General features: G+C 60.1%; 21 protein-coding genes. 11 read left to right on the forward strand and 10 right to left on the reverse strand.

Annotated elements, in window-relative coordinates; all coding sequences use genetic code 11:
• Positions 1-36 precede the first annotated feature (36 nt).
• The 3 genes from leuD to BMY36_RS09500 are packed head-to-tail and all read right to left on the reverse strand — an operon-like array spanning position 37 to position 2,833.
• Positions 37-627, reverse strand: a complete 591-nt coding sequence (gene leuD / locus BMY36_RS09490) for a 3-isopropylmalate dehydratase small subunit (RefSeq protein ID WP_050519713.1) — start codon at positions 625-627, stop codon at positions 37-39.
• Positions 624-2,021, reverse strand: a complete 1,398-nt coding sequence (leuC, locus tag BMY36_RS09495) for a 3-isopropylmalate dehydratase large subunit (RefSeq protein WP_050519712.1) — start codon at positions 2,019-2,021, stop codon at positions 624-626. The genes leuD and leuC overlap by 4 nt, the downstream gene beginning before the upstream one ends.
• Positions 2,018-2,833, reverse strand: coding sequence for a GntR family transcriptional regulator (locus BMY36_RS09500; protein ID WP_050519753.1), 816 nt, complete (start codon positions 2,831-2,833; stop codon positions 2,018-2,020). Before BMY36_RS09500 ends, leuC begins: the two co-directional genes overlap by 4 nt.
• A 140-nt stretch (positions 2,834-2,973) precedes the next feature.
• On the opposite strand from BMY36_RS09500, the gene BMY36_RS09505 reads away from it, so the two are divergent.
• From BMY36_RS09505 to BMY36_RS09530, 6 genes are read left to right on the forward strand one after another with little or no spacing between them, the layout of a single operon-like run.
• A complete protein-coding gene (locus BMY36_RS09505; RefSeq protein ID WP_050519752.1) occupies positions 2,974-3,552 on the forward strand; it encodes a tautomerase family protein in 579 nt (192 codons plus the stop codon).
• Positions 3,549-5,243, forward strand: coding sequence for a hydantoinase B/oxoprolinase family protein (locus tag BMY36_RS09510; protein WP_050519711.1), 1,695 nt, complete (start codon positions 3,549-3,551; stop codon positions 5,241-5,243). The genes BMY36_RS09505 and BMY36_RS09510 overlap by 4 nt, the downstream gene beginning before the upstream one ends.
• Positions 5,240-7,306 (forward strand): hydantoinase/oxoprolinase family protein, encoded by a 2,067-nt coding sequence (locus tag BMY36_RS09515; protein ID WP_050519751.1) that lies wholly within the window; start codon positions 5,240-5,242, stop codon positions 7,304-7,306. Before BMY36_RS09510 ends, BMY36_RS09515 begins: the two co-directional genes overlap by 4 nt.
• Positions 7,303-7,905 carry a cysteine hydrolase family protein gene (locus BMY36_RS09520; protein WP_050519710.1) on the forward strand — a complete coding sequence of 201 codons (603 nt, stop codon included), beginning with the start codon at positions 7,303-7,305 and terminating at the stop codon, positions 7,903-7,905. Before BMY36_RS09515 ends, BMY36_RS09520 begins: the two co-directional genes overlap by 4 nt.
• Positions 7,902-8,762: an isocitrate lyase/PEP mutase family protein gene (locus tag BMY36_RS09525; protein WP_050519709.1), complete on the forward strand. Its 861-nt coding sequence runs from the start codon at positions 7,902-7,904 to the stop codon at positions 8,760-8,762. Before BMY36_RS09520 ends, BMY36_RS09525 begins: the two co-directional genes overlap by 4 nt.
• Positions 8,749-10,122, forward strand: coding sequence for an FAD-dependent oxidoreductase (locus BMY36_RS09530; RefSeq protein WP_050519708.1), 1,374 nt, complete (start codon positions 8,749-8,751; stop codon positions 10,120-10,122). The genes BMY36_RS09525 and BMY36_RS09530 overlap by 14 nt, the downstream gene beginning before the upstream one ends.
• Here BMY36_RS09530 and iolG read toward each other — a convergent pair.
• Positions 10,119-11,126: an inositol 2-dehydrogenase gene (gene iolG / locus BMY36_RS09535; RefSeq protein WP_050519707.1), complete on the reverse strand. Its 1,008-nt coding sequence runs from the start codon at positions 11,124-11,126 to the stop codon at positions 10,119-10,121. The genes BMY36_RS09530 and iolG overlap by 4 nt on opposite strands.
• Positions 11,127-11,320: 194 nt before the next feature.
• The gene (locus BMY36_RS09540) at positions 11,321-11,998 is read right to left on the reverse strand and encodes a chromosomal replication initiator protein DnaA (RefSeq protein WP_050519706.1); all 678 of its coding nucleotides are present in this window, start codon (positions 11,996-11,998) and stop codon (positions 11,321-11,323) included.
• 516 nt (positions 11,999-12,514) lie between these two features.
• Between BMY36_RS09540 and BMY36_RS09545 the strand changes: the two genes are divergently transcribed.
• A complete protein-coding gene (locus BMY36_RS09545) occupies positions 12,515-13,822 on the forward strand; it encodes an AAA family ATPase (protein ID WP_050519705.1) in 1,308 nt (435 codons plus the stop codon).
• Positions 13,819-14,946 carry a ParB/RepB/Spo0J family partition protein gene (locus tag BMY36_RS09550; RefSeq protein ID WP_050519704.1) on the forward strand — a complete coding sequence of 376 codons (1,128 nt, stop codon included), beginning with the start codon at positions 13,819-13,821 and terminating at the stop codon, positions 14,944-14,946. Before BMY36_RS09545 ends, BMY36_RS09550 begins: the two co-directional genes overlap by 4 nt.
• Before the next feature lie 172 nt (positions 14,947-15,118).
• Here BMY36_RS09550 and BMY36_RS09555 read toward each other — a convergent pair whose 3' ends face one another.
• The 5 genes from BMY36_RS09555 to BMY36_RS09575 are packed head-to-tail and all read right to left on the reverse strand — an operon-like array spanning position 15,119 to position 19,705.
• Positions 15,119-15,418, reverse strand: coding sequence for a DUF4387 family protein (locus tag BMY36_RS09555; RefSeq protein WP_050519703.1), 300 nt, complete (start codon positions 15,416-15,418; stop codon positions 15,119-15,121).
• The gene (locus BMY36_RS09560) at positions 15,415-16,773 is read right to left on the reverse strand and encodes an acyclic terpene utilization AtuA family protein (RefSeq protein WP_050519702.1); all 1,359 of its coding nucleotides are present in this window, start codon (positions 16,771-16,773) and stop codon (positions 15,415-15,417) included. Before BMY36_RS09560 ends, BMY36_RS09555 begins: the two co-directional genes overlap by 4 nt.
• Complete coding sequence (locus BMY36_RS09565; RefSeq protein WP_050519701.1) at positions 16,773-18,287, reverse strand: tripartite tricarboxylate transporter permease; 1,515 nt, start codon at positions 18,285-18,287, stop codon at positions 16,773-16,775. The genes BMY36_RS09560 and BMY36_RS09565 overlap by 1 nt, the downstream gene beginning before the upstream one ends.
• A gap of 9 nt (positions 18,288-18,296) precedes the next feature.
• Positions 18,297-18,737 (reverse strand): tripartite tricarboxylate transporter TctB family protein, encoded by a 441-nt coding sequence (locus tag BMY36_RS09570; RefSeq protein WP_050519700.1) that lies wholly within the window; start codon positions 18,735-18,737, stop codon positions 18,297-18,299.
• Positions 18,737-19,705, reverse strand: a complete 969-nt coding sequence (locus tag BMY36_RS09575) for a Bug family tripartite tricarboxylate transporter substrate binding protein (protein WP_074818667.1) — start codon at positions 19,703-19,705, stop codon at positions 18,737-18,739. The genes BMY36_RS09570 and BMY36_RS09575 overlap by 1 nt, the downstream gene beginning before the upstream one ends.
• Before the next feature lie 120 nt (positions 19,706-19,825).
• On the opposite strand from BMY36_RS09575, the gene BMY36_RS09580 reads away from it, so the two are divergent.
• From BMY36_RS09580 to BMY36_RS09590, 3 genes are read left to right on the forward strand one after another with little or no spacing between them, the layout of a single operon-like run.
• On the forward strand, positions 19,826-20,491 hold the full coding sequence (locus BMY36_RS09580; RefSeq protein WP_050519749.1) for a response regulator transcription factor: 666 nt from the start codon (positions 19,826-19,828) through the stop codon (positions 20,489-20,491).
• Positions 20,488-21,870, forward strand: coding sequence for a sensor histidine kinase (locus BMY36_RS09585; RefSeq protein ID WP_050519699.1), 1,383 nt, complete (start codon positions 20,488-20,490; stop codon positions 21,868-21,870). The genes BMY36_RS09580 and BMY36_RS09585 overlap by 4 nt, the downstream gene beginning before the upstream one ends.
• Positions 21,840-22,859, forward strand: coding sequence for an ABC transporter substrate-binding protein (locus tag BMY36_RS09590; RefSeq protein WP_050519698.1), 1,020 nt, complete (start codon positions 21,840-21,842; stop codon positions 22,857-22,859). Before BMY36_RS09585 ends, BMY36_RS09590 begins: the two co-directional genes overlap by 31 nt.
• The last annotated feature ends 25 nt before the right edge of the window (positions 22,860-22,884 follow it).

Genomic DNA, 22,884 nt, shown 5'->3' on the forward strand with positions numbered 1-22,884 from the left:
TTGGCCTGCCCCCTTTCGGCAAGGGCGGCCCCGTTTTTAAACTGTGGGCGCGGCCCACTGATGCGCCGCAAACCGCGCCGCCCGAAACTGTAAAATCTGCGCTTGGTGCTGGGTGGTCAGGTCAATATCATCCCAGCCGTTCACCAGCTTTTGCTGCCACAAGGGGTCCAGATCGAACACCACCGCATGACCACCAATCACCGCCTGCCTCGCGTTCAAATCCACCCGCGCCAGCGCATCATTGGACCCCAAGGCTTCAATCAACGCCTCAATCTCCTCTGCTGGCAGCCTTGCAGGCAACAAGCCGTTGTTCACTGCATTGCCCGCAAAAATATCGCCAAAGCTGGGGGCAAACACCGCGCGCACCCCAAAATCCACCAGCGCATACACCGCCGCCTCGCGGCTGGACCCGCTGCCAAAATTGCGCCGCGTCACCAAAACGCTCGTCCCTGCAAAGCGGTTCAAAACATGCCCCGTATCATCTTGGCGCGCGTCATGCAGCAAAAACCCGCCATAGCCCGTACTGCGCGGCGCAGACATAAACCGCGCCGGAATCAACTGATCGGTGTCGATGTTTTCTTGCGCCAACGCCACAGCACGCCCCTCAATCACGTGCCAACCGCTCATACTCGCCCCTCCAACAGGGGCCGCACATCGGCCAGATACCCCATCACAGCGGCAGCGGCGACCATCGCCGGGCTCATCAAATGGGTGCGCGCACCGCGCCCTTGCCGCCCGCGAAAATTGCGGTTGGTCGATGATGCACAGCGCTGCCCCGCCGCCACCAAATCACCGTTCATGCCCACACACATCGAACACCCTGCATCGGCCCATTCCAGCCCCGCACCGACGAATATCTGCGCCAACCCCTCCGCCTCCGCCTGCCGTTTCACCAGCGCGGATCCCGGCGACACCAGCCCCGGCACCCGCGATTTGCGCCCCGCCAACACCGCCGCCGCCAGCCGCAAGTCCTCAATCCGGCCGTTGGTACACGACCCGATGAACACCTCATCCACCGCCACGCCCGCCAACGCCATCCCCGGCGTCAGGCCCATATAATCCAGCGTGGCGCGCGCCTGCGCTTGCGCGCCCGCCGCCAACAGCGCGGGGTCCGGCACATGGCCCGTGATTGGCAGCGCCTCCTCCGGCGATGTGCCCCATGTCACGGTCGGCGCAATCGTACTTGCGTCAATCGTAACCTCCCGGTCAAACACCGCGCCCGCATCCGTGCGCAGCGCCCGCCAGTCGGCCACCGCTGAATCCCACGCCGCCCCTTTGGGCGCAAAGGCACGGCCCTGCAAATAGTCGAACGTCACCTGATCGGGCGCAATCAATCCCAACCGCGCGCCGCCTTCAATGCTCAGGTTGCACAGGGTCAGCCGCCCCTCAATGCTCATCGTGTCAATCGCGGGGCCTGCATATTCAATGGCATGGCCGCGCGCGCCGTCCGCACCAAATTTCGCAATCCAGTGCAGCGCCAAATCTTTGGCCGCGACCCCCGCCCCCAACGCACCCGTCACCATGATGCGCATCACCTTTGGTTTGCGCTGCCAAATCGTCTGCGTGGCCAGAATATGCGCCACCTCCGTCGCCCCAACGCCAAACGCCAACGCCCCCAGCGCGCCATGCGTCGACGTGTGGCTGTCGCCGCAGTTGATCAGCAATCCGGGCAAGGTTAGTCCTTGTTCCGGCCCCACAACATGCACAATCCCCTGCCCCGGGTCACGCAAATCAAACAGCCGTATCCCCTGCGCCGCCGCATTTTGCCCCAAGGTATCAATCATCCGCCGAATATCAGGGGCCACCGCCCCCGGCCGCGTCGGCGCATAATGGTCCACCACGCCAAAGGTCAGGTCGGGTGCTGCCACCGCCATCCCCCGCGCCGCCAGCTTGGCAAAGGCGTGGTGCGACCCTTCATGCACCAAATGCCGATCGACCCACAAAAGCGACATGCCATCGGCGCGCTGCATCACCTCATGCGCGGCCCAAAGCTTCGCAAACAGGGTCTGTGGCGCACTCATTCCGCAGCCTCGCGCCGTGCGAGATTGATCACGGGTTCCCAATGGCGGGTTTTTCCGGTGCCAACATGGCTCATCGTCATTTCCAAACGGAACATTTCGGGGCGGTACAGCGCGGCCAAATATTCCACCCCCCGCCCTTCCTCATCGCGCACCACACGGTCCAGCGACAACAACGGCGCGCCAACCCTAACCCCCAACGCTTCCGCCACTTCGGGCGATGCCAGCGTCGCGCTTACCGTCTGATGCGCCGCATCCACCTTCACCCCCGACCGTTCCAGCAAACGGTACAGGGGCGTGGTCGCCAGCTCTGCCTCCGTGTAATTCTGCGCAATCGCTTCGGGCACCCAAGTGGTCAAATGCGAAAACGGCTCACCCTCCACCAGCCGCAACCGCACCGCCGCTTGCACCCGCGCCTGACCGTCCAGCCCCATCGCGGCGGCCACGCCCGCAGGCGGCACGCCATAACTAAACGACAACAACCGCGCCGTGGTGTTTTGCCCCATTTCCACCAATTGCGGCATCAAGGTGCTGAAATCCGCCGCCATGGTCGGGCTGGCCTTTTGCGCACAAACAACCGTGCCCGACCCTGCGCGCCGTTCAATCAGCCCGTCCGCCTCCAGCACATCCAGCGCGCGGCGCACCGTGACCCGCGACACGCCCAGCGTCACCGCCAGCTTTTGCTCGCCCGGCAAAACAGACCCCGGCGCATAGGCCCCGCGCGCAATTTCCTGATGCAAATGCAAGAAAACGCGCTGTGCCTTGCCCCCATCCGGAAGCCCTTTTGTTGCCGATGATGCCAGCGTCAATCCCATATCTGCCCCCACAATTCCACCCACCCTATCAACGGATTTTGCAAAAGCAAGAAATCTATCTGCCAAAGATCAAAATATTTGACCTATGCGGGCCTAATAATCTGTATTACCAATAATACAGGTTTGAAATGGAGGCGCCGATGCCCGTAATCGAAATCCATGTGCTGCAAGGCTACAGCGATGATGATAAATCGCGCTTGTGTACCGCCCTCACCCACGCCTCCCGCAGCGTTATCCCCGCGATGCCCGAGGCTGTCAGCGTGATGGTTCATGAAATGGCCCCCGCCGCCTACATGCGCGGCGGCCAGCATCGCACCCCCGCACCCGCCTTGCCAGATCCAACCCAAATCGTGCAAACCTATTTGCAGGCGATGGAGGCGCGCGATCTTAACACCGCCCGCGCCCTGCTGGACCTCGCTTTCACCATGACATTCCCCGGCACCGCCCCCATGACCACGCTGGAACAACTGATCGCTTGGGCCAAACCCCGCTACCGCTTTGTGCAAAAAACCTATGAGGGGTATGACGCGCTGCAATCGCCGGGCGCTGCTGCAATCGTCTATTGCCGTGGCACCCTGTCGGGCGAATGGCCGGATGGCACACCGTTCAACGGCATCCGCTTCATCGACCGCTTTGAACTGGTCGCAGGCCGCATCACCCGCCAAGACGTCTGGAACGACATCGCAGAAACCAAAGCAGAAACAAAGGCCACCTCATGACCCACCCCATCGACCCGATCACGCTGGCCGTTCTTGCAGGCCGCATGGAACAAATCGCGGATGAAATGGACGCCACCTTGTTTCGCGCCGCCTTCAACCCTATCATAGCCGAGGCGCATGACGCCTCCCACGGCCTCTATCACGCGCAGACCGGTGACACGCTGATCCAAGGCAAATCCGGCCTACCCATTTTCGTCGGCGTCATGTCATTTGCCGTCAAAGCCGTGATTGAAAAGGCCGCCGAACATGGCGATCTGGCCGATGGCGACATTTATATTTTCAACGATGCCCACATGGGCGGCACCCATCTTAGCGATATGCGCCTTGTTCGGCCCTATTTCCACAACGGCGCTTTGTTTTGCTACCTCGCCTCGGTCGGCCATTGGCATGATGTGGGGGGGGCCGTTCCAGGCAACTATAACCCCGCCGCCACCGATGCGTTTCAAGAGGCGTTTATCCTGCCCCCCGTCCGCCTTGCCAAAGCGGGTAAAATCCAGACCGACATCATTGACATCCTGATGCGCAACACCCGCCTGCCGCAATCGGCGCAGGGCGATCTGAACGGCCAACTCGGCGCGCTGGACCTCGGCGTCAAACGACTTGATGAACTGCTGGCTGAATACGGCGCCGATACCGTGCGCACCGCCCTCGATGCCTTGCAGGACCGCGCCGAAACCCTGATGCGCGCCGAACTGACCGACCTCCCCGATGGGTGCTGGCAGGCGATGGATTTTCTCGACAATGACGGCATCACCGACACGCCACTGACGATCAAAGTCGCGCTGACCATCAAGGGCGACGAAATGACGCTGGATTTCACAGGCACCGCACCGCGCTGCGCTGGCCCCGTGAACATCGCCCTGCCCACCGCCGTGGCAACCGCTTATGTCGCGATCAAACACATCTTCCCCAGCCTGCCCGCCAACAACGGCGTCATGCGCCCGATCAAGGTCATCATCCCCGAGGGGTCCTTGCTCGCCGCCCCCTTTCCTGCCCCGGTCGGCGGTTACACCGAAACCATCCTGCGCATGGTCGATGTAATTTTTGCCGCCGCATCGCAGGCCGCCCCCGACCGCGTGGTGGCCAACGCTTACGGCACCATCAACGCGCTTTCCATTTCCGGAAAACGCCCCAACGGCCAACCTTGGGTGATGTTCAGCTTTTACGGTGGCGGCCATGGCGGCAGCAGCGACGGCGACGGCCTCAACCACGGCAACGCCCCCATTTCCACCGCCACCATCCCCCCAATGGAGATTTTGGAGGCCGCTTATCCCGTCATGTTCAAACAATGGGCGCTGCGCCCCGACAGCGCAGGCGCAGGCCAGCATCGCGGCGGCATGGGGGCCACCTATGAAATTGAGGTGCTGGCCGACAATGCCACCGCTTTTCTGTTCGGTGAACGTGGCCGTTTCGCGCCCAAAGGTGTTGCAGGCGGGGCCAATGCCGCCCTAAACGTGTTTTCGTATGAACAGGCGGATGGCTGGCACACCCCGCCCATGGCGTCAAAAATGGTCGGCATCAAACTGCAACAGGGCCAATCCGTGCGCCTTGATACGCCGGGCGGTGGTGGCTACGGCCCCGCGTCCAAACGCGCCCCCGCAGATGTGGCGCATGATATTGCAAACGGCCTAATAACCCCCGAAAACGCCACAACCGCATACGGCCCCGCATGGAAAAAGGTGACAAAATGACCACCGCACACCGCATGATCGGCGTCGATGTTGGCGGCACCTTCACCGATATTTTCGTCCTCGACGAATCGACCGGGCTGGCAGAGGTGGCTAAAGTCCCCACCACCCGCCCCGACCAATCCACCGGGTTTCTGGCGGGCATTATGGGCCGCGTGGCCGATCTTTCCACCGTCTCGGTCGTCGTTCACGGCACCACGGCTGGCACCAACGCCCTGCTGGAACGCAAAGGCGCGCGCATCGGCGTGATCACCACCACGGGCCTGCGCGATGTGCTGGAAATGCGCCGCCGCGACCGCCCCCGTACTTGGGGCCTGCGCGGCAATTTCACCCCCATCGTCGACCGCGCCCTGCGACTAGAGGTGCCCGAACGCACGCTGGCCGATGGCACCATCCGCACCCCCGTCAATCTTGACGCCGTGCGCGCCGCCGCCCAGCAGTTGATCGACGATGGCTGCCTCGCCTGCGCTATTTTGTTTGCCAACAGCTATGCCAATGCCGAAAACGAACGCCTCGCCGTGGCGGCGGTACGTGAAATCTGGCCCAACGCCCATGTCTCCGCCTCCTCCGAAATCCTACCCGAGATTCGCGAATTTGAACGCTTCTCCACCACCGCCCTCAACGCTTATTTGCAACCCGAGGTGTCGGGCTACCTCGCCCGGCTGGAAACCGCGCTAAAACAAAACGGCTTTGGCGGCGAATTTATGATCGTGCAATCAAACGGCGGCGTGATGGGCGTTGATACCGCCGCCAAACTGCCCGTGCGCACCGCGCTGTCTGGCCCCGCCGCAGGGGTCATCGCCGCAGGCTATATTGCGCAGGCCGCTGGATTCCCGGATGTGATCACAGGCGATATGGGCGGCACCTCCTTTGATGTCAGCCTAATCGCAAAGGGCCAGTCCATGCTGTCACACCAAACATCCATCGACTTTGGCATGGTCGTCCGATCTCCCATGATCGAGATTACCACCATCGGCGCGGGTGGCGGCTCCATCGCGTGGGTCGACAAAGGCGGTCTGTTGAACATCGGCCCAGAAAGCGCAGGCTCCACCCCCGGCCCGGTCGCGTATGGTCAGGGCAACACCCGCCCCACCGTCACCGATGCGAATGTGGTGCTGGGCCGCATTGACCCCGACAACCCCATCGGCGGCAAACTCACACGGTTGGATGTGGACGCCGCCGCCGCCGCCATCGTTGAGCATGTCGGCAAGCCCCTCGGCCTCACCGCCATCCAAGGTGCCGAGGCTATTTTGCGCGTCGCCAACAGCCGCATGGCTGGCGCGCTCCGCCTCGTTTCCATTGAACGCGGGTTCGACCCCGAACGCTTTGCTTTCATGCCCTTTGGCGGCGGTGGTGCCCTCCATTCCGGCGCCATGCTGGCTGAGGTGGGCCTCGCCCGCGCCATCGTGCCCCGCTATCCCGGCGTCACATCGGCCATGGGCTGTGTGATCGCCGACATGCGCCAGGATTTCGTGCAAACCGTCAACGCCGGGCTTTCGGGCATCAACCTGCCCAACCTCGCCGCCTTCATGCAGGCGCATGTAGACGCGGGCACCTCCACTTTGGACGCTGCCAAAACCCGGTTTGACCGCCGCGATACTGAATTTGCGCTGGATATGGCCTATCTGGGCCAAACCCACACCGTGCCCGTGCCGCTGCCGATCACGGTCACCAATGGCACCGTCACGCCCCCCACGGAATCCGAAATCGCCGCCGCTTTTGACGCCGCCTACCTCGCCACCTATGGCCGCCTGTTGCAAAACGGCACCCGCCGCGTCATCAACCTGCGCTCTGCCATCACTGGGCGCAGACCGCGCTTTGATCTGGCCACCCTCGCCCCCAAAGGCGGCAGCGTTGATGCGTCTTTTAAAGGCACGCGCCAAGTGCATTTCGGTGATGCTTGGCATGAAACCCGTCTCTATCACCGCCTTTCTTTGCCCGTCGGTGCCGAAGTCCACGGCCCCGCAATCTTGGAGCAACCCGACACAACCGTGTTGATCGAACCCGGATTGGTCGGCAAAGTCGATGCTTACGGCAACACATTGATCGAAAGGGCCGCACCATGACCCCTGCCACCACGGCCTTGTTGACCATAGATCTGCAGAACGATTTTCTGCACCCCAAAGGAGCTTACAGCCGCGCAGGCCTTGCCGAACCTCGGATCGCCGCCCTGCCAGACCGCATTGCACCCCTAAAATTGGCTCTTACACAGGCAGGTGGGACTTATATCTCTGCCCAATTCACCCTTGTTCCGGGCCGCGACGATGAACCCCTCATCGCGCCCCACCTTAAAAAACTGCGCCCGTTCCTCGCCAAAGGCGACTTTGCCCCCGGCAGTTTTGGCCATGCCTTGACCGACAATTTGGCCCCTGCCGATTATACGGTGGAAAAAGTTGCCTATTCCGCCTTTTACCAAACCCGGCTCGAATACATCCTGCGCGCACTGAAAATTGATACGCTGATCATTGGCGGTATCGTGACCAATGGCGGCGTCGCCTCCACCGTCCGCGATGCCCACCTGCGCAACATTCACACGATTTTACTTTCCGACGGCTGCGCCGCTTTTAACAACGAAGTGCATGACGCCACGCTCATTTCCCTCGGTTCCGTCACGCAAATCGCCACCTGCGAACAAGTTGTCACAATGATCGGGGGCACTCTATGACCCTGCGCGCCCGCCTGAAATCCCCGCGAATTCTGCTCGCTCCGGGTGTCTATGACGGCCTAACAGCCGCCCTCGCCACCGATGCGGGGTTTGAGGCACTGTATCTTTCAGGCGCCGCCGTTGCCTACACCCGCCTTGGCCGCCCCGACATTGGCCTGACCACCGCATCGGAAATGGCTGATACCATGGCCCTAATCGCGGACCGTACCGACCTGCCCGTGATCATAGACGCCGATACAGGTTTTGGCAACGCGCTGAACGCCCGGCGCACGATGCAAACCTATGAGCGCGCAGGCGCGCACGCCTTGCAGGTGGAGGATCAAACATATCCCAAACGCTGCGGTCATCTGGCCGATAAATCCTTGATTTTGCCTGCCGAAATGGTCGGCAAAATCGCCGCCATGGCCGATGCCCGCCGCCATGACACCCTGATCATCGCCCGCACCGATGCAATCGCCGTGGAGGGGTTCGACGCCGCCATCGACCGCGCAGGCCAATATATCGACGCCGGCGCCGATGTTTTGTTCATCGAGGCCCCGCGCGACCGCGACGAGCTGACCAAAATCGCCCAAACCTTCGCTGGCCGTGTCCCCCTGCTCGCCAATATGGTCGAAGGCGGGGCCACGCCCATTTCATCGGCCGCCACCCTGCAAGACATCGGGTTTGACATCGTCATTTTCCCCGGCGGCATCGTGCGCGCCTTGGCAAAAACTGCTGAAAGCTATTACGCAAGCCTGCTGAAATCAGGGTCTAATAAGCCATTTTCGGACCGTATGCATGATTTTGATGGGCTGAACACCGCCATCGGCACCCCCGAAATGCTGGCCCTTGGAAAGCGGTTTGATGGTAAATCCTAACATCGCCCCACCGCCCCCAAACTACGACCTAAAGGTCCAAACCTTGATCATTGGCGCAGGGGCGGCTGGCATGGTCGCCGCCCTCTCAGCACATGAATCCGGCCAAGACGTTTTGGTAATTGAAGCGGACAGTACACCCGCAGGCTCCACCGCCCTCAGCGCCGGGTTAATTCCAGCGGCGGGCACCCAGTTTCAAACGCGCGCCAATATCACCGACACCCCCACCCTGTTCGCCGCTGATATCCAAGCCAAGGCCAAAGGCGAAAACGACTCCGATTTGGTCTCTATTATGGCCCAAACCGCTGGTCTGGTCATCGAATGGCTCACCAAAACCCACGGTCTACCCTTCTCGGTCATCACTGATTTCGATTATCCCGGCCACAGCCGCCGCCGGATGCACGGCCTGCCCACCCGGTCTGGCCGCGAACTTATCGACGCGCTGCGCAGCCGTATCGACGCGCTCGAGATTCCGCTGATCTGCAACCGCCGCGCCACCACGCTGTTCACCCAAAACGGTGAAATCACCGGCGCACAGCTGCAATTGCCCGATGGCACTTTGGAAACCGTGGCCTGCGACCGCCTTATCCTTGCTTGCAACGGCTTTGGCGGCAACCGCGCAATGGTGTCGCAACACATGCCCAACATCGACCGCGCCATCTGGTTCGGCCACGATGGCAACCGCGGCGAGGCGGTAACATGGGGCGCAGCCTTGGGCGCAAAAACCACTCACTTAGGTGCCTATCAAGGCCACGGCAATGTCGCCCACCCGCACGGCATCCTGATAACTTGGGCCACGATCACCCAAGGCGGCGTGCAGGTTAACTTGAATGGTGACCGGTTTTGGAACGAATCACTGGGCTATTCCGAGGCGGCCCGCGCCGTGCTGGCACAACCCGGCGGCACCGCTTGGGTCCTGTTCGACAGTCGCATCGCATCCATCGCCCGCCAGTTCGAAGATTTCAAAAACGCCGAAAAGCAAGGTGCGGTCCTCACCACACAGACCATCGCAGACCTTGCCACCGCAACAGGCCTGCCAAAGACAAACCTAAGCAAAACCTTGTCTAACATCCCACAATCCGGCCCCGATGCCTTTGGCCGCGACTGGCAAACGCCCCCCCTCGCGCCGCCGGTCCACGCGGTCAAGGTCACGGGCGCACTGTTCCACACTCAAGGCGGTTTAGAGGTAGACCCCGCCACCGCTGCCGTCAAACGCACCAACGGGGTCATGTTCGAGACGTTTTTTGCCACAGGCGGGGCTGCCTGCGGTGTGTCAGGCAGCGGCGACAGCGGTTATTTGTCCGGCAACGGCCTGTTGGCGGCCGTCACTTTGGGCTACATCGCCGGGCGCGGCAACGGCTAGGCGGCCAACACATCCGCCACCAAAACCACACGCCCGGTTTGCACCGACAACAACGCCGCATCCGCCAGCGCCAGCGCCATCAACCCGTCATGCCCCGTGGCCACCATCGCGCCACCCGTCTGCAACGCCGCAACAAATGATGCGATTTCAGCGGCATAGGCGGCCAAATACCTAGTCATAAAGAAATCCAACAGCGGCGGCTGCACATAGCCGTCCCCATTCGCCACCGTAATCCTCGACTGGTGATGGTTGCCCACCGACACCGCCCCACCCGAGCCATGCACCTCAATCCGCTGGTCATACCCATAGGTGGCGCGGCGGCTGTTGGTGATTGTGCAATGCTTGCCGCTGGCCGTGGTCATCACCACCGTCGCACTATCATAATCGCCCGCCGCTCCAATCGCGGGGTCCACAAGATTGGACGCCACGGCATAAACCGTGGCCACCTCTTCACCCAGCATCCAGCGGGCCACGTCAAAATCATGGATGGTCATGTCCCGAAAAATCCCGCCCGACCGCTTGATATAGTCCACCGGCGGCGCGCCCGGATCGCGTGATGTCAGCGTTACCATCTCAACGTCACCAATTCGTCCGGCATCAATCGCCGCGCGCAACGCTTGGAAATCCGGGTCAAACCGCCGCTGAAATCCCACCATCAACCGCGCGCCCGTCTCCTCCACCGTGGTCAAACAGGCCCGCACCCGCGCCAGTGACAAATCCACCGGCTTTTCGCAAAAAATCGCCTTGCCCGCCCGCGCAAGCTGTTCGATCAAATCGGCATGGGTGTCAGTGGGCGTGCATATCACCACGGCGTCAATATCATCCGACCCCGCAATCGCATCAATCGTGCGAATATCGCAGCCATAGGCATCGCGCACCGCCTGTGCTGCGGCCTGCACAGGGTCCGCAATCGCTACCAACACCGCCCCCGGCACCGATGCAATCGCTCGCGCATGCACTTGACCAATGCGCCCCGCACCCAAAACGCCAAACCGAACAGTCATATTCCGCCCCCCCTGTCAGGCTGCACGTCGCAGCCTATGTGATATGCGAACCGCTATACACCAAGCGATCCCGCTGCGCAGGGGCAAAACGCATGTGTGTCGCGCCCTTAAATCTTCATCAATTCCGAACGCGCCCCTGCTCAAAATCAAGGCAAATTAATCATTAGGATTGTGGAAAACAGTCCAATTTCGCGTCAAACGTCAATCTTAATGCCCGCAACAGACGGATCAATCCGCCGCACAATGCGCAGCAAGCGGTCCAGTAAATGTGTCTCAACATAGGTTTTGTGAAACCGCGATGGGGCCAACAGTGACAATGTGGCACCCAAGCGGTCCACTTCTGCCAGTCGCGCAATCCACGCGGAATAAGCCGCACCATCTTGCGCTTCAAACGCCGCTTGCGCCTGCACCCAAACTGACCCATCGCCGCAAACGGCTTGTGGCATTTGGAAAGGCACCACATTACTTGTCTGCGCCGGCGGGGTGGGCATCCCTTGGCGATCTATAAAATCAGGCCCTATATTGGCCCAAACGCCCTTTGTGTCCGCCATAATCAGACCAAGGTCGATCCCATGCAGCGCCACCCTGCCCCGCGCTGCCCCGCGTGTTTCAACTAACCACCCCATTGCCCGCAACTTTGCCATCTCGCGCTTCACCGTGCGCAAATCCACAGACCACAGCCGCGCTATGTCCTCTTGTCCCATCGACAATTCGTTCCGCTGCCAATTGTACCGGGTGGTAATCAACGACATCAGCCGCAAAACACGGCGTTGTGCGTGCTTGTCTTGTGCCAAAGCAAAAGCTGACAATGCTGATAAAATATCATATTTTTTGGTCGCAGCATCACGCCCGACAGGTTTGGTAACCAGCACTGCTCTGTGCCTCTCATATGTTGGGGCTATTGCCCCGCCTGATTTAAACAAGGATCTGTGTCCCTTTGGGTCTTAATTTTGCAGTTTGCCAACGTTCTTCGCCAAACCTGTCCTATTTGCGTCCTAAGGTTCGATTCTGTCAAGTCTCTTTGCCAGCCGCTCGGCGGCTTTGCGGCTGTTCTATTTCATATTCATTTTATAGATATAGGTTCATCGGTAATGGGGGGCGTAGAGTGTGTCACCCTATTCGTCGCTTTTGTCACCCTAAGGGTGGTGTTCTGGCCCTAACTGTCACCCCAAATAAAGTGTGTTTCTCTTGGGGGTGCCCCTAACATCGGATGGGGCCCTCACCCTTGTCCAGCAGTACCGATTCGCATCGTTGCTTCAGGTTTTGCAGGTGTTTTTCTGGGATCGTAAAAATTCCTGTTCATCATAACTCTGCTTTTGCATTTTGTGCAAATCCGGCGTATTTGATAACGTAGCAGTTTTTAACGTCCACAAAAGAACGGATCGCGCATGTACGACCATATCGACCTCGCCAACCTACAGGCACAGTCCCTCAAAATGCAAAGCCACATCCGGCGTCAAACCTTCTCGCCCGAGCTTGAAAAAACGCTGCGCCGATTTTCCAGTTGGGAAGTGTCTGAGTTGATCTTCAAGATCAACCAATCCACCTTTCGCGGCCGTCTTGCCGCCGAACCCGACCTGCCGGGCGGAGAGGTCGAACCCGATGGCCGCCAGCGCTGGTTCAGCCTGGAAGAGATTAACGAGCTGCGACGCAAGATGAAAATAAACCGCAAATCCTTGATGCCTGCGCGCCCGGCAGGCAAGCGCGCCTTTCGCGTGGCTATTGCCAACTTTAAAGGTGGTGCTGGCAAATCCACCGTGGCTTTGCATTTGGCCCATGCTGCGGCGCTTGACGGTTACCGCATTTTGGTTGTCGACTTTGATCCGCAAGCCACCCTGTCCCATTCTATGGGCCTAAATGACGTGTCCGAAGAACATACAGTTTGGGGCATCATGGCGCGCGATTTGCTGCGCGAAACCGATCGGATGAACGCCACCGCCACGGGCGCAGAAAGTGGCGTCACCCTGCCCCAGCGCCGTATTCCCGCCTCGATCCGCGACATGGGGTTGGGTGATTTGCGCGTAGCCGATTTCATCATGCCCACCAATTGGCCAACCATCGATATTGTTCCCAGCTGTGCTAACGCGGCTTTCGTGGAATTTGCCAGCGCGCAATACCGTCACATGAACCCCGAATGGACGTTTTTTGGCGCCGTGTCGCGCTACCTCGACGCGCTGCCCGATGACAGTTACGACCTTATCATCTTCGATTGCCCCCCTGCTATTGGCTATCAATCCATGAACGCTGTTTTCGCGGCTGACATGCTTTATGTCCCTTCCGGCCCCGGTTATTGGGAATATGACAGCACCACCTCTTTCATTGGTCAGTTATCGGAGGCGTTGGCCGATTTGAACGCAGGCTTTGGTCAAACCTTTTCCGCGGAAAAGGTTTTGCTGCCCAAACAGTTTTGCGACATCCGCTTTTTGATGACGCGGTATGAGCCGGGGAATGAGTTGCACCGCGCGATGTTTCAAGCGTTTGGTAAGGTTTTTGGCCCACATGTTGCAAAGCACCCGATTGAGATGACCCGCGCGGTGGAACAGTCTGGGCGCTTTTTGTCATCGGTCTATGAAATTGATTACCGCATCATGACGCGGGAAACGTGGCGGCGAGCGCGGGCCACGTTTGATGGCGCCTATGAGGAATTTAAGGAAACTGTTGTGGCCGCATGGGACAAGCTGGAGAAAACATCATGAGCAAGAAACGCCGCATGTTTGATATTGATCTGCCCGAAGATGACGGGGCGGAAACCTTTTCCGCGGAAAAGGTTTTGCCCCGCGCGGGTGTGGGCGTAGGTGTGGGCGCGGGCGGCGAAGGGCGGCGCGGCCCTATGGCGTCTGCCATTGTTGAAAACGCCGACAGCTTGCGCAGCCGGGACGAGGTTGCAGCCCAAATTCGCTCTGAGAATGACGCGTTGGCGCATGAACATGTGCGGCTGAAGCAGCAGGGTTTGATCGTTGATTTGATCGCGCTGGACCAAATTGAAACCTACAAACTGACCCGCGACCGTCACAAAGGCTTTGATGAAGAGTTGGGCGAGTTGGTGGAATCGATCCGCGATCTGGGCCTGTCCAACCCCATTCGGGTGGAGCAGCGCAGCGATGGGCGCTATGAATTGGTGCAGGGTTACCGCCGTATTCAAGCCTATACGCGGTTGTTGGAAGAGACGGGGGATACGGAAAGATATGGGCGTATTCCTGCGGGCATCATGGCAAAAGGGGCGGCGTTAGAGACGCTTTACCGCCGGATGGTGGATGAAAATCTGGTGCGCAAGGACATCTCGCTTGCGGAAATGGCGCAGCTGGCGGTTGATTATGCGGGGCATCCGCTGACTGATATTTCCGACCCGGACAAGGCGGTGGCGTTGTTGTTCAAATCGGCCAGCTATTCCAAGCGCAGCTATATCCGCAGCTTTATCCCTGTGGTCAATCGTTTGGGTGAGGTGTTGCAATTTGTGCATGAGGTGCCGCGCGCGTTGGGCTTGGCGCTGTCGGCGCGGATGGAGGAGATGCCGGGGATAGCGGCTGCGATCAAGTCCGAACTGGCGGATTGGGATAACCGATCCGTGGAGGATGAGTTGACCGTTTTGCGGCGCTTTGCGGGGGAGATGCCGGAGCAAAAAGCGCCGCCGCTGCGGCCTGGACGGCCTACGGCCGAGGCGAAGGCCAAGACCAGTTTTCAACTTTCGCGACCGCAAGGGGCGGCGAAATGTGTGGCCGGGGCAGGGCGTTTGGAGATCAGATTGGCGCGCGATTTTTCCACCATCGACCGCCGAAAATTGGAGGCCGCGGTGCGCAGTTTGCTGGACCAAATTGAGTGAGGCGATGCCCAAAACCTTTTCCGCGGAAAAGGTTTTGGGGTTGAGGTGGGCAAAATAGATGATCTAGATGTAGTGGTTAGAATTTAATGCGCCGCTACATGATGATTGCATTTGAAACGGCGGAACGCCCATAAACAGGGCCTAACCGCCGCAATAGTGCATGTTTTGGACGTTAAACTTGATATTCGGCCAGCAGGGTGGCCCAAGCCGCGCCATGCATGTCGCGGTCTTTGCTGTTGCCTTGCACCACAGGGCGCGGAAACGAGAATTTGATCACGTTCAAATCCGTGATGTCAAAACGCTTTAAGGCCGTCACGGGCTGCTGATAAAGGGCGGCAATTGCGCCAGTGTCCAAAGCGCCGCGCAACTGGTCAAAAGCGGCACTGTTGCCGCAGAAAACATCAATGGTGACCCAGAAAGGCCCCGCGTTTTTGGAGCGGACTTTTTGTGCGATTACGTCCACTTGGGTCATGGCGACACCTGCGTGGTGACAAGGCTAAAGGCCTGCATAGGGTCATCCAGATGCATCACATGGTTCAGGGCAAATTCATACAGCGCGCCGCGATCGGTTCCGGCGGGGGAGTAGGGAAAGGCGAAAGTTGGCAGCTCCTCGCCCACCGTAAGCGGATAATGCAGCAGGTGTGGGTTGGCGAGTTTGCCGATTTCGGAGGCAATGGCTTGGGTTGGGGCGGTGATGATCAACAGCACCCCCACCTCTACCGGGGTTCCCGTGCGGTTTTCCATTGCGCCCAAGGTGGCATTTGCCCCGATCAAGCGGAAATCCAGATCATAGGTTGCGGGGTCAAGGCCCATGCGTTTGGTGATGAGCGCTATTAAAAACGCACCCAGTTTTTCGACCCAAAGCGCCGCGTTAGAGACATAATGCGCGTCGCGCAGCACGGCAAGGAGGGTGGTTTGATAGCCTGCAGCCCGCGCGCCTTCCAGCTTTATCGTGTAAGGACCCGGCACCCATTTGGAGCCTGTGGCGCGCACGCGGGTGGCGTCCAGCGCGTGATATTGCGTGCCTGTCACGTCCAAATGCCCGCCGGGTTCATACAAAATGAACGGGTCGGAATTTTCATAGAGCATATGGGCGGAAACGGAATGGGGTGTGCAGGCGGCCCCTGTGGCGAGGGGTTCGACGGTAAAGCCCGCATCATCAAAATCGACCATAATCACGCCCGATGTGGGGTTGGTGGAACACAGCGCGCCACATTCGGCCACCTTTGCGCCGTGCCACGCGGCCCCGGCGTGGTCGCCGCGCATCAAGGGCAGGGCGGCGATGATCGCCGTGTCGGTGGTGCGGCCTGCGATGATGATATCGGCGCCGGTGTTTAGGGCCGCTTGGATTTGTTCAGCGCCTGCCAGTGCCACGATGTTGTTCATTTGGGACAGGGTTTCGGCGCTGATATCCGGGGCAGGGTGCAAGGGTTTGATGCGGCCAGCGTGCAGGGCGTCGGTCACGATTGCCGCTGTTTGGCCGGAATAGAGACGGGTTATGCGCAAGGATTGGCCAAGTTCCGCAGCCAGTTCCAGCGTGATGTCATACATCCAATCGACGCAAGCATCGGCCCCGCAGGTGCCAGCGGTGCCAATCACCAAAGGCACGCCAGCGGTGGCGCGGGCCAGCATCAATTCGCGCCATTCGGATTTGGTCACCGACCGCGCATATTTGGACTGGCCCGCGCCAAGCGACCACGGGCCAGAGTCGGTAGACCCTCCATCAATTGCTATAAGGTCGGGTTTGGCGGCGACCCCCCGGGCCAAGGCATCCCGGTCGAAACCGAGGCAAAGGACACCGGAGGGGATAAGGATGCGCGTTGGCATCAATCGCCGTCCATCGTGGGCAGTGGTGGCTTTTTCAGGAATTGGCGCAGGAAGATGGGCGCAATGAAGCCCAGCACAGCGGCAATCCACAGGCCAATCGCGATGGGCGAGGACAAGAGATAAAGCCAATCACCATCCGACAAGATCATGGCGCGGCGCAGGTTATCCTCCATCGCGTTGCCAAGGAGGATGCCGAGAATGATGGGCACCGTGGGGATGTCGATCTTGCGGCAGATGTAGCCAAGGACGCCGAAGGCCACCATCAACAGCATGTCAAAGCTGGACCCGGTGAGCGAGTAAATGCCGACAAAGGCGATCATGGTGACGCCCGGCAGCAGGATGTAGGAGGGCACCATGAGGATTTTGACGAACACCTTGACCATCGGCACGTTGAGGATGAGCAGCATGAAGTTTGCGATCAACAGGGCCGCGATCAGCGACCACACCACATCAGGGCGTTCGGTAAACAGCAAGGGCCCGGGGGTGATGTTGAGGGTAAGGAGAAGCGCCAGCAGCACGGCAGTGGTGCCAGAGCCGGGCACGCCCAGCGTTAGCATCGGGATAAGCGCGCCCCCGGCGGCGGCGTTATTGCCCGCCTCAGGCGCTGCCACGCCGCGCGGGTTGCCCTTGCCAAAGGTTTCTTTGTCCTTTGCCACGGCTTTTTCACCCATATAGGCAAGGAACGACCCCAAGGACGCGCCAGCGCCCGGTAAGATACCCGCGACAAAGCCGATGCCAGAACCGCGCAGCATCGCACCTTTGGTCTGGTTCAACAGCGCCCATGGGATGCGGACCTTGCCCAGTTTCACCCCAATGGCAGAGTTTTTGCCGTGGGTTTCGATGAAATGAAACACCTCTGCCACAGCGAACAGGCCGACAATGGCGACCAGAAAGTCGATGCCATCAAACAGGTGCATGTTGCCAAAGGTAAAGCGCGGCATGTTGGTGGTTTGGTCCAGCCCGATCATCGCGATGCCAAGGCCCATACAGGCGGCCATCGCCGATTTGGCCTGATTGTTGGAGCCGACACCGCCAAGCGTGCAAAACGCCAGCATATACAGCGCGAAATATTCGGCGGGGCCGAATTTGAACGCCACGCGGGCCAGCCATGGGGCCATCAGCATAAGGCCGATGGTTGCCAGCAGCGCGCCCACAAACGACGCCACGCCCGATATCACTAGCGCATCGCCCGCCTTGCCCTGTTTGGCCATGGGATAGCCGTCCAGCGTGGTCATCATCGCGGGTTCATCGCCCGGAATGTTCAACAGGATAGACGAGATTCGCCCGCCATACATCGCCCCATAATAAACGGAGGTGAGCAGGACTAGCGCGGAAATTGCATCGAACCCCATTGAGAAGGAAATAGGGATAAGCAAGGCCACCCCGTTGGACGGCCCAAGCCCCGGCAATGCGCCAATGATGGTGCCGACAAAACACCCGATCAGCGCCAGCATTAGGGTGTAGGGCGTAAGCGCGATGGAAAAGCCAAGCGCGAGGTTATCAAACAATTCCATGGGGTGTCCTTAGCCCATCAGGGCAGGGGGCAGGCCTTTGAGGCCGAGGCCGAGGATGAATTTGAACAGCACAAACAGGCCGATGCCAAGACCAACACCCGTGAGGGCGGCGATTTGTGGACGGGGGCTGATTTGATAGGACAAGATGCCAGAGACGATGATTGTGGGCAGGATAAAGCCCAAAGGTTTGATCATCAGCGCATAGGCGATCAGGGCTGCGAGGGCGACGGTCAGGTTCAGCAGGGTCTTGCCCAACGGCCATTCCACATCGGGATCTGGCCGCAGCATCATCATCAAGGCGCACAGCATGGTGACGCCGCCAACCATGTAGGGAAACACACGCGGCCCCACAGGATCGGACATGAAGCTGGAGCGGATGGTCGTGGCGCTGAGGACATACCCCAGCGCCAGAACCAGCATGACCAGACCGAAAATCCGGTCGCCGCGCATTACTGGATAACCCCGATTTCGCGGGACAGAACAACGGTTTCGGCAATCACGCCATCAACCCAAGTCTGGAAGTCGCCACCGACCTTGGTAAAGGGGGCAAGGCCGTTTTCGGTCATTGCGGTTTTCCACTGCTCGCTTTCGGCAACCGCCTTCAGGCGTTCGGCCCAAACGTTGAACTGATCGTCTGAAATGCCTTTTGGCACATAAACGCCGCGCCAGTTAACGGCGACCACGTCAAAGCCTTGCTCACGGGCGGTGGGGATATCTTCGAACCCGGGAACGCGTTCTTCGGTCAGGACCGCCAAGGCGCGCACGTCACCCGATTTGATGAAGCCGACGATTTCGGACATGTCGCCAGTCATCGCTTGGGTAAAGCCACCCACGGTTTGGGTGATCGCATCTGCGCCGCCATCCACCGATATATATTTGATCTTGGTGATGTCATCAAAGCCGGCGGCCTTCATGATTTGCAGCGGTTTCATATGGTCAAAGCCGCCAACCGCGGAACCGCCAGCAAAGGCGACAGAACCCGGATCAGCCTTGATCGCGGCAACCATGTCGGCCAGGGTCATCAGTGGGCTGTCTTTGGCCACAACAATCACGCCCGGATCAGCGCCGATAGCACCGACAAAGCGCACTTGATCGGCGGTCATGCCGGCATATGCGTTTTGCGCAAGGCGGGTGGTGGTGGCCGAGGAAGCGGCAACAAACACATCCGCATCATCATTACGCTCGGTCACCACGTTGGCATAGGCGATGCCGCCACCGCCGCCTGCCATGTTGGTGACCTGCACGGGTGCATCCACCACTTTGATGTCATACATGATGTTGGCGATCTGACGGCAGGTGAAATCCCAGCCGCCGCCGGGGTTTGCAGGTGCAATACATTCAATCGCAAAGGCCGATGACGTGGTCATTGCAGTGGCCAAGGCGCTTGCGCCCAGCAGTTTAAGCATGGTCATTTTCATATGAGTCCTCCCAGACATTATATGCTTGGAGGGTGCGACGTTATCGCCCCCCTTGCAAGCGCGACGATTCCCGTCAAAGCTGACATGAACCTGTCACGGCGGCGGGTGGGGGAGGTTTCTTTGCGGTTTTTGCTGGTGGAGGACAGTGCGGAATTGGCCCGCCCCGTGCGCGATTTACTGGCCTTGGACGGGCATGGGGTGGATTGGGCAGCGACATTAAGTGAGGCGCAGGATTGTTTGAATGCCGCGCGCTATGACCTGATTTTGCTGGATATTATGTTGCCGGATGGGGATGGGCGGCAGTTTTTACAGGCGCAGCGACGGTTGGGCCATGATACGCCGGTAATCGTGATGACCGCGCGCGCCGCCGTATCGGACCGGGTCGATGTGCTGGACAGCGGGGCGGATGATTACATCACCAAACCCTTTGATTTTGCGGAGTTGGAGGCGCGGGTGCGGGCGGTTTTGCGCAGGCGTGGGGGGGCGGCGCAGACCGTTCGCCGCTACGGCGATCTGTTGTTCAACCCCTTGACCGCCACTGTAACGATTGACAGTGACGTGCGCGATTTGCGCAACCGCGAGCTGCGGTTGTTTGAGATTTTGCTGGGTGCGCCCGGGCAGATATTCAGCAAAGACCAGCTGTGTGATCGGTTGTTTTCATACGCCGAGACGGTCAGCGACAATGCGATTGAGGTGTATGTGGGCCGGTTGCGCAAAAAGCTGGTGGGGTCTTTGGCGCGAATAGAGACGGTGCGCGGCCTTGGGTACAGGTTGACGGGCGGATGAGGGCGGTGTTTGCGACAGGGTCGCTGCGGGCGCGGTTGGTGGTGCAGTTATTGGTTGTGGCGGCGGTGTTGGCGGTGCTGTTGTATTTCACTGTGCGGTCCACCGCCGACCGTGCCGCCGAGGCCACGCAGGATGCGATTTTGGGGGCTGCCACTGTGTCCATCGCGGAACAGTTGCGCGGCGGGGATGGCGGGGTGGAGGTTGACCTTGCCTATGCCACGTTTTCGATGTTGGGGGCTGTGGGGCAGGACCGGTTGTTTTACCGCATTGATATTGGCGGTGAAACGGTGACGGGATACGATGATTTGCCCGTTCCCGATGTGCGGCCTGCGTCACTGGCGGCGGTGTTTTACACCACGCCGTATTTGGACACGCGGGTGCGGATTGCGGCTGTTGCGCGGTCAATTATTGTGGACAAAGGCCCGGTGCCTGTGTTGGTTTTGGTGGGCCAAACGCGGCAGGGCCAAGCGGCGATTGCGGACCAATTGGCCAACCGGGCGGGGTTGATCGGCTTGGGGTTTTTCCTGTTGGCGGTGCCGTTAAGCTTGCTGTCGGCGGGGTCGGTGTTCAACCCCATCAACCGATTGGCCGAGGCTGTGGGGCGTCGCGGCCCCCGCGATTTGCGGCCCGTGCGCCACCCGGCCCCGAGTGAACTCGCGCCCTTGATTGGGGCGTTGAACGGGTTTGTGGCGCGGTTGCGCGGGACGTTGTCGCAAACCGAAACCTTTATCGCTGAGGCCGCGCATCATATTCGCACGCCCCTTTCCACCGTGCGCAGTGAGGCGGAAATTGCGCTGCGCCAGTCAACTGATGAGCGCACGCGGGTGCGGTTGCGGTCGATGATTAGGGGGGTGGAGGCATCATCGCGGTCGGCCAGCCAATTGTTGGATCATGCGATGGTGCTCTATCGGTCCGACCAGTTGGAAGGGGTGGCGGTGGATTTGTGCCAGATCACCCGCAGCCTTGCCCGTGCGTTTGGCCCCACGGCGGAATTGCGCGAGGTGACGCTGCTGGTGGAAGGCGACGCGGCACCTCTGTGTGTGTTGGGTGATGCGCTGTTGATTGAAAGCGCGTTGCGCAACATGGTGGACAACGCGATCAAATATTCGGCTGTGGAAACCGAAGTGCGCATTGTGCTGGCCACAGATGCGGGCATGGTGCGGGTGGAGGTGTGCGACCAAGGGCGCGGGTTGTCGGGGGCGGGTTTGACGGAGTTGTCGGGGCGGTTCACGCGGGGCGGCAATGTGGGTGATGTTGTGGGGTCGGGGCTGGGGTTGACCATTGTGACCGAGGTGGCGGCCGCGCTTGGCGGGCGGTTTGAGTTGGTGGAACGAGACACGGGGGGCACATGCGCCAGTTTATTCTTGCCACAGCTGTAAGCCTGTTCGCCACAATGGCGGGCGCGTTTGAGGTGGAGGACGAACGGGTTTTTGGCAATGGGCCGGGGCCGGAAATTGCTGTGCTGTCCACCACCGACACCGCGTTTTTCGCACCATTGATTGAGGCGTTTTTGGTGGGGCGGCCCAATTTGCGCCTGCGCTATGTCGTGGCATCCAGCCAAGAGGTGTACCGCGCCATTCATGATGAGGGGGCGGCGTTTGATTTGGTGATTTCGTCCGCGATGGATTTGCAGATGAAGCTGGCGAATGATGGGTTTGCGGCAAGCTATGCCTCGGATGCGGTGGCGCGGTTGCCGGGGTGGGCGCGGTGGCGCGATCGATTGTTTGGGTTCGCGCTGGAGCCTGTGGTGCTGTTGGCATCGCGCCGCGCGATGGTGGGGTTGGAGATGCCGCGCACCCGCCGGGATTTGATTGATCTGTTGCGCGCGCACCCCGCGCGGTTCAACGGACGCATTGGCACTTATGACCCGCATGTGTCGGGGGCGGGTTATCTGTTTGCGACCCAAGACGCGCGCCAGACCGATGCGTTTTGGCGGCTGGCCGAGGTGATGGGGCGTTTGAACGCGCGGCTGTATTGTTGTTCGGGCGAGATGATTAATGATTTGGTCGCGGGGGATATCACGCTCGCCTATAACGTTGTGGGCAGTTACGCGTTAAGCCGGGTCAAGGATGCGCCCGATATTGTGGTGATCGAGCCGGAGGATTTTACGGTCGCCTTGCTGCGCACGGGGTTTGTGCCTGTGGGGGCGGGGCAGGGGGCGTTGGGGGGCGCGCTGCTGGATTTTATGTTGTCGCCGCGCGGGCGGGGGTTGATGGACACGGCGGCGGGGTTGCCCCCGTTGGACCAATCCTTGTTGCAGCCTTATTTGCGGCCCATCCGGCTTGACCCCGGTTTGTTGGTCTATCTGGACCGCATAAAGCGTGAGAATTTTCTGGCCGAATGGGATGCGGCGATGACGCAGCCGTGACGGGTGGAGTGCGGAATGCTGTTTC

The sequence above is a fragment of the Pseudorhodobacter antarcticus genome (assembly GCF_900110135.1).
In the GTDB taxonomy this organism is placed as follows: Bacteria; Pseudomonadota; Alphaproteobacteria; order Rhodobacterales; family Rhodobacteraceae; genus Pseudorhodobacter; species Pseudorhodobacter antarcticus.

Coding starts and splice junctions, on each gene's coding strand:
- BMY36_RS09500 (WP_050519753.1), bottom strand. CDS start 2,833: ATGGGATTGACGCTGGCATCATCGGCAACAAAAGGGCTTCCGGATGGG.
- BMY36_RS09520 (WP_050519710.1), top strand. CDS start 7,303: ATGACCCCTGCCACCACGGCCTTGTTGACCATAGATCTGCAGAACGAT.
- BMY36_RS09525 (WP_050519709.1), top strand. CDS start 7,902: ATGACCCTGCGCGCCCGCCTGAAATCCCCGCGAATTCTGCTCGCTCCG.
- BMY36_RS09505 (WP_050519752.1), top strand. CDS start 2,974: ATGCCCGTAATCGAAATCCATGTGCTGCAAGGCTACAGCGATGATGAT.
- leuC (WP_050519712.1), bottom strand. CDS start 2,021: ATGAGTGCGCCACAGACCCTGTTTGCGAAGCTTTGGGCCGCGCATGAG.
- BMY36_RS09510 (WP_050519711.1), top strand. CDS start 3,549: ATGACCCACCCCATCGACCCGATCACGCTGGCCGTTCTTGCAGGCCGC.
- BMY36_RS09530 (WP_050519708.1), top strand. CDS start 8,749: ATGGTAAATCCTAACATCGCCCCACCGCCCCCAAACTACGACCTAAAG.
- leuD (WP_050519713.1), bottom strand. CDS start 627: ATGAGCGGTTGGCACGTGATTGAGGGGCGTGCTGTGGCGTTGGCGCAA.
- BMY36_RS09515 (WP_050519751.1), top strand. CDS start 5,240: ATGACCACCGCACACCGCATGATCGGCGTCGATGTTGGCGGCACCTTC.
- BMY36_RS09585 (WP_050519699.1), top strand. CDS start 20,488: ATGAGGGCGGTGTTTGCGACAGGGTCGCTGCGGGCGCGGTTGGTGGTG.
- BMY36_RS09565 (WP_050519701.1), bottom strand. CDS start 18,287: ATGGAATTGTTTGATAACCTCGCGCTTGGCTTTTCCATCGCGCTTACG.
- BMY36_RS09570 (WP_050519700.1), bottom strand. CDS start 18,737: ATGCGCGGCGACCGGATTTTCGGTCTGGTCATGCTGGTTCTGGCGCTG.
- BMY36_RS09545 (WP_050519705.1), top strand. CDS start 12,515: ATGTACGACCATATCGACCTCGCCAACCTACAGGCACAGTCCCTCAAA.
- BMY36_RS09575 (WP_074818667.1), bottom strand. CDS start 19,705: ATGAAAATGACCATGCTTAAACTGCTGGGCGCAAGCGCCTTGGCCACT.
- BMY36_RS09560 (WP_050519702.1), bottom strand. CDS start 16,773: ATGCCAACGCGCATCCTTATCCCCTCCGGTGTCCTTTGCCTCGGTTTC.
- BMY36_RS09555 (WP_050519703.1), bottom strand. CDS start 15,418: ATGACCCAAGTGGACGTAATCGCACAAAAAGTCCGCTCCAAAAACGCG.
- iolG (WP_050519707.1), bottom strand. CDS start 11,126: ATGACTGTTCGGTTTGGCGTTTTGGGTGCGGGGCGCATTGGTCAAGTG.
- BMY36_RS09590 (WP_050519698.1), top strand. CDS start 21,840: ATGCGCCAGTTTATTCTTGCCACAGCTGTAAGCCTGTTCGCCACAATG.
- BMY36_RS09550 (WP_050519704.1), top strand. CDS start 13,819: ATGAGCAAGAAACGCCGCATGTTTGATATTGATCTGCCCGAAGATGAC.